The sequence below is a fragment of the Pseudomonas sp. PS01270 genome (assembly GCF_029959775.1).
GTDB lineage: Bacteria > Pseudomonadota > Gammaproteobacteria > Pseudomonadales > Pseudomonadaceae > Aquipseudomonas > Aquipseudomonas atacamensis.
On record NZ_JASCPT010000211.1, the window covers coordinates 1 to 4999 of the forward strand.

Annotated in this window: 6 protein-coding genes; 3 read left to right on the forward strand and 3 right to left on the reverse strand. The window is 61.7% G+C overall.

The annotated features are described in order from the left end of the window. Positions 1–124 precede the first annotated feature (124 nt). Entirely contained in the window at positions 125–580 is a 456-nt protein-coding gene (locus tag QMX86_RS27225) for a MarR family transcriptional regulator (protein WP_024013772.1), read from the reverse strand. Positions 581–656: 76 nt separating this feature from the next. Continuing rightward, positions 657–1613, reverse strand: coding sequence for a LysR family transcriptional regulator (locus QMX86_RS27230; protein ID WP_016770867.1), 957 nt, complete (start codon positions 1611–1613; stop codon positions 657–659). Between the two features lie 108 nt (positions 1614–1721). Here QMX86_RS27230 and QMX86_RS27235 point away from each other — a divergent pair, with 108 nt between their 5' ends. Then, positions 1722–2471: a sulfite exporter TauE/SafE family protein gene (locus QMX86_RS27235; protein WP_282387533.1), complete on the forward strand. Its 750-nt coding sequence runs from the start codon at positions 1722–1724 to the stop codon at positions 2469–2471. Here QMX86_RS27235 and QMX86_RS27240 read toward each other — a convergent pair. After that, a complete protein-coding gene (locus tag QMX86_RS27240) occupies positions 2461–3315 on the reverse strand; it encodes a LysR substrate-binding domain-containing protein (protein WP_172667885.1) in 855 nt (284 codons plus the stop codon). The genes QMX86_RS27235 and QMX86_RS27240 overlap by 11 nt on opposite strands. A gap of 97 nt (positions 3316–3412) precedes the next feature. Between QMX86_RS27240 and QMX86_RS27245 the strand changes: the two genes are divergently transcribed. Together QMX86_RS27245 and QMX86_RS27250 are read left to right on the forward strand one after the other, a co-directional pair. Next, the gene (locus QMX86_RS27245) at positions 3413–3634 is read left to right on the forward strand and encodes a DUF1127 domain-containing protein (protein ID WP_024013770.1); all 222 of its coding nucleotides are present in this window, start codon (positions 3413–3415) and stop codon (positions 3632–3634) included. Positions 3635–3698: 64 nt separating this feature from the next. Next, positions 3699–4925, forward strand: a complete 1227-nt coding sequence (locus tag QMX86_RS27250; RefSeq protein ID WP_273525734.1) for a winged helix-turn-helix domain-containing protein — start codon at positions 3699–3701, stop codon at positions 4923–4925. Positions 4926–4999 lie beyond the last annotated feature (74 nt).

The window sequence follows — 4999 nt, forward strand, 5'->3', positions numbered from 1 at the left end:
AAATTAGTGTGGGAGCGGGCTTGCCCGCGAAGACGGAGTGTCAGGCAAAATGATGTCGGCTGACAGGTCGCCATCGCGGGCAAGCCCGCTCCCACAGGGACAGTGTTGTGCTCGGAAATGAGGATCAGGTCAGGCTGTCTTGCAGATGTCCGCGCAGCGCTTGCAGCTCGGCCTGCAACTTCTGCAGGCGTTCAAGGGTGAAGCCACTGGCGCCAAGAATGCACTGCGGCACGGTCTGCGCCTTGTCACGCAAGGCGCGGCCTGCTGCGGTCAGTTCGACAATCACCACCCGCTCATCTTCGCGACTGCGGGTGCGGCTGAGCAGGCCTTCGGCTTCCAGGCGTTTGAGCAATGGCGTCAGCGATCCCGGATCGGTCAGCAGGCGTGCGCTGATTTCTCCGACAGTCAGACCGTCCTTCTCCCACAACACCATCATCGCCAGATATTGCGGATAGGTCAGGCCCAGCGCCTGCAACAGCGGCTTGTAGACCTTGGTCATCATCAGCGAGGTCGAGTGCAGGGCGAAGCACGCCTGATTGTCGAGCAGAAGGTCGTCGCAGTTGTCGCGTTCGCAAGTCATTGTCAAAGCCTTGATCGTTGATCGTTTTTTAATCTAGCGCTCGAATCTTTAAGGCGCCAGATAAATATGTCCGGCGTTAGTGCCGGGCGAATTGCCGTTGCAGCGCCAGATCCCACGGCGGCACCGGGCTGAAGCGGGTTTTCAGGTATTCCAGCAACAACCGACTGCGCGAATGGACCTGCTGTTCCATGCGCAGCGCGTAAATGCCGGTGGACTCCGGCGGCGGCAGGCCATTTTCACAAAACAGCGGCACCAGTTCGCCGCGCAGCAAGTATTCGCTGGCCAGCCAGGTCGGCAGGTGTGCGACGCCCAGACCCGCCGCCGCGCCACACGCCAGAGCTTCGGCATTGTTGGCGCTCAGGCGCACCCGCGATGGCCGGTGCAATTGCATTTGCCCGTCCACTTCGAATTTCCAGGCAAACGGCGGCGCAAGGCCCTCCCAGTCGAGCCCGTCGTGTTCACTCAACTGCGCCGGGTGCTCGGGCACGCCACGCTGCTTGAGATAGTCAGGGCTGGCGCAGGCGACGCGGACCATGCTCGCCAATGGCGTGGCGACCAGGCGCGAGTCAGCCAACTGGCCGGTACGCAGCACCAGATCGACTTTGCCCAGGCTGCTGCCGGCCATGTCGCTGAAGCTGTCGATCAGATGCATCTGCACATCCAGTCCCGGGTACAGCAGGAGAAAATCGGCAATCACCGGCGCCAGATGCCGCCTCCCGAAAGCTGCTGGCGCATCGATGCGGATCAGGCCTTCCGGTGCGCTGCTCAATGACACCGCTTCGGCACGCGCCAGTTGCAACTCGGCGATGATCCGTCGCGCCCGCTCGGCAAAGGCCAGGCCGGCCGAAGTCGGCAGCACGGCATGGGTGCTGCGCACGAACAGCTGACTGCCGACGGCACTTTCCAGGCTGTCGATGCGCCGGGCTACGGCGGAAGGTGTCAGCGGATGGCGGCGCGAAGCGGCAGAAAAGCTGCCACTCTCCAGCACATCGAGAAACAGGCCGAGCTGATCGGTCAATTGGTTGGGATTCATGGAAATCACGCTTGTGCAAAATCGGCACAGCCATTGTGCGTTGCTATGCGTTTCCCCGCTAGGCGCGAGTGCGTAGCATTGGCCGCCTGTCGTTAGAGGACTACCGTTGTGATGGATTTTCTGTTGTACCTGCTGTTCGGCGCCGCCCTGGGCACATTGGGCGGGATCTTTGGCATTGGCGGTGGCTTGATTGCGATCCCGTTGCTTGGCGTGTGGTTTGGGCTTGATCAGCAGATCGCCCAGGGCACGGCACTGGTGATGGTGGTACCGAACGTGATGCTGGCGCTGTGGCGTTATCACCAGCGTAATCGCATCGAATTGCGCCATGCGCTGCCGTTGGCGGTGATGGGTTTCTGCTTCGCCTGGCTCGGTTCGATCTGGGCGGTGGGCATCGATGCGCAGACCATGCGCATCGGATTTGTCGCCTTTTTGGTAGCACTTTCGGCCTACAACCTGTTGAAGATGTTCGGTCCGCGCCCAGCGCCGACTGCCGAGCTGCGCTATTCGTGGCCGTGGCTGGGCGTGCTCGGCGCCGCCTCGGGGACCATGGGCGGTTTGTTCGGCGTCGGCGGCGCAGTGGTGGCGACGCCGGTGCTGACCAGCCTGTTCGGCACCAGCCAAGTGGTTGCTCAGGGATTGTCGCTGGCGCTGGCCCTGCCGAGCACTGGTGTAACCCTGGTGACCTACGCCGTGCACCATGAAGTCGACTGGATGATCGGTCTGCCTCTGGCGGTCGGAGGTCTGCTCAGCATCAGTTGGGGCGTGAAAGTTGCCCACGCCATGCCGGAAAAAATTCTGCGCGGGCTGTTCTGCGGCTTCCTCGTGCTGTGTGCGGTGATGCTCGCGTTTAAAGTTTGAAGCCCTCGACGATGTGCTCGGCCAGGCACTCGGTGATCGGCGACGGGTTGTTCAGATTGCGGATCAGCATGATGCTCGCCTCGGGCAGCAGCGGCAGATCTTCGGCGGCGCCAAGGATGCGCATGTCCGGGGTGATCAGGCTTTCCAGTTGCGCGGTGATCGCCAGCCCCGCGCTGACTACCGCCATCAGCGCCGACAGGCTGCTGCTGTTGTAAGCGATGCGGTAATCGCGGCCCATCGCGTCCAGCGCATTGCACGCCCACAGGCGGCAGAAACAATCACTGTTGAACATCGCCAGGGGCAGCGGCGTCTGTTCGTGGGCGCTGAAGTTCTGCGCCTCGGCCCAGACAAAGCGCTCCTTGCGCAGCAACTGGCCGATCTCGTTGCCCGGCTCACGGGTGACGATCGACAAGTCCAGATCGGTGCGTTGCAGCAACTGCTTGCTCGACTCGCAATGCACCTCGATCTGGATCAGCGGATAGAACTGCGCGAACCGCGACAGGATTCCCGGCAGAAAACGCATCACATAATCATCCGGCGTACCGATGCGCACGGTGCCGACCATGTGCGGCTCGCGCAGGGTGTTGAACACCTCACTGTGCAGTTTGAGGATGCGCCGCGCATAACCGAGCAGCACTTGGCCTTCTGCCGTCAGGCGCACCTGACGGCCATCGCGCTCGAACAGCTGGCGCTGCAACACGTCTTCTTCCAAACGTTTCATCTGCATGCTCACCGCCGACTGGGTGCGGTTGACCATCTCGCCGGCACGGGTGAAACCGCCCTGATCGGCAATCGCGACGAAGGTGCGCAGGACATCGGTATCGATACTGGGGTAGGCGGACAATTGATGAATCTCCGTGATGCATGCCATCAGAAACATTCGTTGGATTGATCTTAGCGCCAGCGCGAGACTTGAGCCATCCACAAAAGGAGGCAAGACGATGAAAGGTCAAAGAGAGTATGCAAGCGAAGAACAGCTGTCCGGCCATGGCCATATCGTGTCCGATCTGCTGCACAAATTCAGCCGCTGGTACGAGTTACATCGCGAGCGGGAAATGCTCGCCGGGCTCAGCGACGAAGCGCTGAAGGACATCGGCATCAGCCGCGCCGATGTGGAGCATGAAACCGTGCGGCCGTTCTGGGACGACCCGATGCATAAATGATGAGGCTATCGCTACACAAACCCCTTTCAGGTGAGGTAGGTTGCGAGCAGACATGGAGGAATAAATGCCCGCGACAGTGTCCTTTTCCCTCAAACAGGCGCGACGTCTGGCGCTGGCTGCCCAAGGGTTCAACGGGCGCCAGCCGCCGAACGTCAATGCCAGTCATCTCAACCGGCTGATCGAACGGCTGGGCCTGCTGCAAATCGATTCCGTCAATGCCGTGGTGCGCTCGCACTACCTGCCGCTGTTTTCCCGTCTCGGTTCCTACCCCTCTGAATTGCTCGACCAGGCTGCCTGGAGTTCGGGGCGTCGGCGCACGCTGTTCGAATACTGGGGCCATGAAGCGTCGCTGTTGCCGCTGTCGATGTACCCGTTGCTGGGCTGGCGCATGCAACGGGCCAAGCGTGGCGAAGACATCTATCAGCAACTGGCAAAGTTTGGTCGCGAACAGCAGGAAACCATCCGCCGTGTGCTGACTGCGGTTGAGGAGCGGGGCGCGCTGGGTGCCGGCAGTCTGTCGACCCGCGAAGACAAGGCCGGGCCATGGTGGGACTGGAGTGCCGAGAAACATGCGCTGGAATGGTTGTTCGCCGCTGGTGAAGTCACAGTGGCGGGGCGACGCGGTTTCGAGCGCTTGTACGATTTGCCCGAGCGGGTGATTCCTGCTGCGATCCTGCAACAGCCCACGCCGGACGAGGCCGAGGCGCAACGCGGTTTGCTGTTGCATGCGGCGCAAGCATTGGGCGTTGGTACGGAAAAAGACCTGCGCGATTACTTTCGCCTGAACCCTGCGGATGCGCGCCCGCGTCTGACTGAGTTGGTTGAAGCTGGTCAATTGCAGATGTGTGAAATCGCCGACTGGCGGCAGATCGCCTATTGCCTGCCGGAGCCCAAAGTGCCGCGCAAGGTCATTGCCAGTGCGCTGCTGTCGCCGTTCGACTCGCTGATCTGGGAGCGCAGCCGCACCGAGCGTTTGTTCGATTTCCGCTATCGCCTGGAAATCTACACACCGCAGCCCAAGCGGGTTTACGGCTATTACGTGCTGCCGTTTTTGCACAACGAGCGGATCGCCGCGCGGGTTGATCTGCGTGCCGAACGGGCGGCAGGGCAGTTGGCGGTGCATGCGGTGCATGAGGAAGAATCGGGACTGGACGAGGAGGGCAGGCTGGCGCTGGCGCTGAATTTGCGGCGGATGGCGGGTTGGCTGGGTTTGGCGCGGGTGCAGTTGAATTGTCAGCGCGAGAGTGCGGCTCGGCTCAGAGTCGCGTTCGCGCAGGTTGAGGGTATCTGAGCTGGCCCCTTCGCGAGCAGGCTCGCTCCCACATTGGTTTTGTGTAGGCCACAGGTCCTGTGTGGGAGCGAGCC

What these genes read in the sequence shown, in the direction of transcription:
- QMX86_RS27250 (WP_273525734.1), top strand. Translation starts at nt 3,699, where the DNA reads ATGCCCGCGACAGTGTCCTTTTCCCTCAAACAGGCGCGACGTCTGGCG.
- QMX86_RS27230 (WP_016770867.1), bottom strand. Translation starts at nt 1,613, where the DNA reads ATGAATCCCAACCAATTGACCGATCAGCTCGGCCTGTTTCTCGATGTG.
- QMX86_RS27225 (WP_024013772.1), bottom strand. Translation starts at nt 580, where the DNA reads ATGACTTGCGAACGCGACAACTGCGACGACCTTCTGCTCGACAATCAG.
- QMX86_RS27245 (WP_024013770.1), top strand. Translation starts at nt 3,413, where the DNA reads ATGAAAGGTCAAAGAGAGTATGCAAGCGAAGAACAGCTGTCCGGCCAT.